Here is a 4269-nt window from a genome sequence, read left to right on the forward strand (position 1 = left end):
GAGGCGGATCAATTTTTACTCTTTTGTAGATAGCTCTACATATGGCACGGTCCATCTCAGCTGCTTCGCTACCGCCGAAACCGTCTGCCGACTTTGTTGCACTGGCTTCTATTAGCTCGCGGCAGAGGCGGACGTGATTCAGTACGTGCTCAACATGCGAACCAGAACGCGCCGCAAGAATTTTGTCAAATTGAGCCTGTTGTGATGCACTAAGCTCAGGTTTGACGTTTGTTGTTAGGGATGAAACGCTGTCTATGCCGACGGCCTGGGAAGTCCCGGCCCCAAGGAACAAAATCAGTCGCCGTTTGTCCGAGCCAAGCTGCTCTCGTATTTCTTCCGCTTCTCGTAGAGGGTCAAAGGCGAGTGCCATGTTTCCCTTCTAACCATGCAGAAATCCTTAACCGCAGGCGCGTGAAATGAGCGTCACATTTCGTGCATCGCTCGCTTCGATATACTCTGCACGATGATTTAACAGCAGTTTATACCGCTACCGTGATAGTTACTAGAATTGCGGTGCCCTAAACGTGACGTTTGGCCTTCGGAATGCTTCTCAGAGGCGGGGGGGCTTTACTCACACGAGGTGCAACCAAGGTTTTTCAATGCTGACACGAACACTGGGCCAGTGTTTGCCAGACCGCATTCAATTGATCTGGCCCACTTTTCCTTGCATCTCCGGCGTGCCCTTCCCATCGGTGAGCACGACAGGATCATTGCTCCAAGCAGCTCTCAGGTCGGCCTCAATCTGCTCTTGTCGAGATCGTGTCCAAGGTGCGTAGTGACGCTCCGTAATGCGGATGCTGCTGTGTCCGAGTAGTACGGAAACCCTGTCGAGTGGCACGCCAGCGAGTAGCAGTTCGACGGCGAACGTATCCCGGAGTCTGTGAGCATGGCCGCTTGCCACCTTTGCCAATTCAAACAGCCGCTGCAGCCTGCGTTGCCATTTTCCTTTGGCGCTGCGCACGGTTGACTTGCCTGTCCAGAAGAAATAGCGCGCGCTGGAATGAGGAGCCGCATCCAGCGCTTTGACAACCATTTCTGGCAGAACGCAATAGACAGGCACTCCCGTCTTCTCTGTGTGAAGCAGCAGTTTATTGTCCTTGACCCGGTTTACATCAAGCTGCACTGCATCGCCGATCCGTAAACCGGAATAGCGCAACAGGAGAACGAATGCGCGCAGCCGCTGGGCGTTGCGAATACCCGCGCTCTTGCCGTAGGGTCCGAGGGCAGTGAGAGTGCGGATCATTTCTTCCCGAGTGAATGGCATCGTCGGCTTGTTGGGAACCTTCGGAGCCTTCAGTTCAGTCGCCGGATTATCGTCAATCCATTTTCTCTTTTCGGCGAAGCGCATGAACGCCCTGAGCCGTTCCAGCTTCTTGAGGCTTGTGCGCGGCCCCTGCGTCCACGTTGCGCGAAATGTTGCAAGCGTATCTAGGTCCAGCTGCTTGAGGAATTGCAGCTTGTATGTTTCCGCGAAACCGTCAAGCTGTCGGAAGAGTAGGCGGTATTTGTTCAGCGTGGCATCGTTCAGCCTCCGCGCTTCCGCGTCGGCAATGAACTTCGTATGAGCATCCTTAATCGTGACCTGGTTTTCCTGCTGGATTGTGCGGCGGTTCTCGGCTTCCCATTCGCGGACCAAGTCTTGCGCTCGCTGCCAATCGCGGAGCTTTAGCGATTCCCGCATCTCTTTCCCGCCGAGTGCTCCGTCAACCCAAATGGGGCATTGGCAGTGTCGGTATTTCCGACCCTTTGCGCGTTGCTTGCAATCTTTGCGGTGACGACGATAGATGGTCAGCATAGTGGAATACTCCTACCGGACGCCAGACTTCGATGATAGACGATGATGGACGCGTTCGAGCACTTTCTGAGGGATGCGCAGCGTGACGTACCGTCTCTTGTGGCGCGGACTCCGTTCACCAATCACCAGCACGCCTGGCTCGTTCTCGAATAGCTCACGAACTTTATCAGGACTCAAGTTCCACATTTCGGCGATTTCCGCAACGGCATAATGCCGCTCGATGTGCACCGAGGTCTCGATTTGGGTTGGTACGGACATTGCGTGGCAGCGACTCCTCCAAGGCTTGCGATGATCGACGAGTACCTCGTCGATTGGCTCTCCGGCTTCCGAAAGTGGTGAAGAAAAATTCTTCTTGCATCCAGCCGCCAGCAGAGCTACGATAACGTAAACACTGTACAACAGTGTAGGAGAATATGTCAACCATGATGTCGATCCTCAAGAAGAAACCCCGGCACGAGGTCATCTCAATTCGACTCAGCGAAGACCGCCTCAAGCTGCTGGAACGGTACCAGAGAGTTCTTAGTGAGCGGTTGAAACGTGAGGTGTCTTTGGGTGAGGCCGCCTTCCTCGTTATCGAGGAGCGCGTCGAAGGAATGGACCGTGAAACAGCCCGTCATGAAATGCTCAGTACGCCGACCCCTTCCCTCTATCACATTCGCAAGAAGTGGGAATCACAGCACGCACTCGCTGTCGCCGAGTGGGATGTGCTCATGCACTATGTGCAGATCGGAGCGGAGGAGGAGGTCCAGGAACCACCGCTGCTCTGGCCCGCCATTCCTTCCAGAGAGTCTTATGTCACTTTGCTGGATGCTTTCGAAGCCGTCTATCTGACCCGGAAGAATCCGGCCTCAAAGCACGCGTGGTACTACGTTCGCAACCTCGGCGGCGACTCCGCTGGCGTTCGAACATCCGACGAGAAACCAGAACAGAATCACCAAGCAGTTCTAAAACAGATCGCGGCGCGGAAGCTGCTACTGAAACCATCTGAAAAATGGGAGCGCCCAGGCTCAGTTGCCAGATGTCTTCTCGTTGCGATTCGCGACGAAGAGGTAGAAGGCTCCAAACTCGATCAGGCTCTTGCACCATTCTGGCCAACTCTATGGGGACTTGCCGCTCGGGGCCATTCGCTGCGGCACGAACGCCAACCCGTGCGCCTCGTAGGTCCCAACGAAGACGATTTTCGCCATCGGATTATCTTGCCCGAACCGCTGGAGTCGGATGATTTGAGGCTTTCCCTTGTGGGCATCGGTCGCCCTGAGTTGGGCATGTCGATTGATCTCGGTCCGACTCGTCGCATGAGCTTTCTAATCGCCCGCTACCCGGACTTGGCCGAGTTTCAAACCATGCTCGCGGGATGGCCCATGAAGCGTTCGTGGAACGGCAGGCATTTCGTCGCAACGCCTAGCAAAGAGAAGGGTGCCACGACGATCACGCTTTGGCTGAGACGGAACGATGTGGGCATCGAGTTTACCGAGCGAGAGTGGGTCGCTCTGCGTGAACTCTCTCAGAAAGCCTCAGCCTTTCCTGAGGTGCAGCGGTGGCTGGAGGAGCTTCGGCTGGAATATGGCGAACAGGGTTGATAGCGCGAATCGATGGTTTGCGGCGCGTTTGCGAAGAGCGGTGCCTTCGGCACCGGGAGTTGGACGGACACGTCACCCCGTAACGGGTGCTGTATAGCAACTTTGGTTGCTATACGGGAACTTCTTGAAAACCCAACGGCTTACCGCGAACCAGTCCCCTTGCGGCGCTTTGCGGCAACCTCAGGTTCCCATACGGGAACTTGTTGATTTTGTTGGGAGGAATCCCATGCCCTCGCTTCGCACAAAATCCATCAGCACGAAAGTCACGGACGAAGAATATGCCCAGATGGAAGCTCTGGCCGGTGGGCAAACCATCAGCGAATGGGCGCGTGATGTTTTGCTCAGGGCAGCCAAGCCAAATGCAGCCGAGCACACCATCCTCTCCGAAGTGCTGGCGTTGCGGACGATCCTCCTGAATGCGCTCTACAAACTGAGTCAGGGGGAGACCCTGTCAGCCGAGGAGATGCAAAGGCTGATCGAGCGAGCCGACCAGGACAAATTGCGTAAGGCGCTGGAGCGCCTTGCGGCAGTAGCAACAGGAGGCGAGTCATGAGTCAAGAGTGGGGGCGCAACGAGTACGCGGGTGAGTGGCCGAATCGGCATCCTTTGTGGAGATACGCGGTGATGTTTCTGGCGTTGATGAGTGTGGCAGCCGTCTGCATCTACCGCTATGCCGAGGTATGGACGCCCCTGGAGCGTTCCTACCTCTCGCAATATCTCCGTACCGAGGTGAGCCTCACGAAGAGTGGCCGCTATCAGACGCTCAACGTAGTGGGCCGGAAAGGGAGCCGGTTGGCGCTCGACGATGAGGTGGTGCCGGTGACAATGGCATCCGGCGAGAACACGTTCGCGCTCACCGAGGAAGCAGTGAAGGTGGGTGCCCTGCGTCTCGAA

General features: G+C 56.0%; 6 protein-coding genes. 3 read left to right on the forward strand and 3 right to left on the reverse strand.

Annotated features, from left to right (window positions below; all coding sequences use genetic code 11):
* The 3 genes from VMU57_RS07210 to VMU57_RS07220 all read right to left on the reverse strand — a co-directional run.
* On the reverse strand, window positions 1-370 hold a 370-nt coding region (locus VMU57_RS07210; RefSeq protein ID WP_325381958.1), incomplete at its 3' end, for a hypothetical protein.
* Between the two features lie 270 nt (window positions 371-640).
* Window positions 641-1681, reverse strand: coding sequence for a tyrosine-type recombinase/integrase (locus tag VMU57_RS07215; protein ID WP_325381959.1), 1041 nt, complete (start codon window positions 1679-1681; stop codon window positions 641-643).
* A gap of 126 nt (window positions 1682-1807) precedes the next feature.
* The gene (locus tag VMU57_RS07220; protein ID WP_325381960.1) at window positions 1808-2053 is read right to left on the reverse strand and encodes a hypothetical protein; all 246 of its coding nucleotides are present in this window, start codon (window positions 2051-2053) and stop codon (window positions 1808-1810) included.
* Between the two features lie 155 nt (window positions 2054-2208).
* Between VMU57_RS07220 and VMU57_RS07225 the strand changes: the two genes are divergently transcribed.
* From VMU57_RS07225 to VMU57_RS07235, 3 genes are all read left to right on the forward strand, one after another.
* Window positions 2209-3375 (forward strand): hypothetical protein, encoded by a 1167-nt coding sequence (locus tag VMU57_RS07225; RefSeq protein WP_325381961.1) that lies wholly within the window; start codon window positions 2209-2211, stop codon window positions 3373-3375.
* A gap of 226 nt (window positions 3376-3601) precedes the next feature.
* Window positions 3602-3928 (forward strand): hypothetical protein, encoded by a 327-nt coding sequence (locus VMU57_RS07230; protein ID WP_325381962.1) that lies wholly within the window; start codon window positions 3602-3604, stop codon window positions 3926-3928.
* Window positions 3925-4269 (forward strand): hypothetical protein (locus VMU57_RS07235; protein ID WP_414648614.1); only part of this gene is annotated, 345 nt, incomplete at its 3' end. The genes VMU57_RS07230 and VMU57_RS07235, both read left to right, overlap by 4 nt.

Source organism: Edaphobacter sp. (genome assembly GCF_035532915.1).
Taxonomy (GTDB): Bacteria; Acidobacteriota; Terriglobia; order Terriglobales; family Acidobacteriaceae; genus Edaphobacter.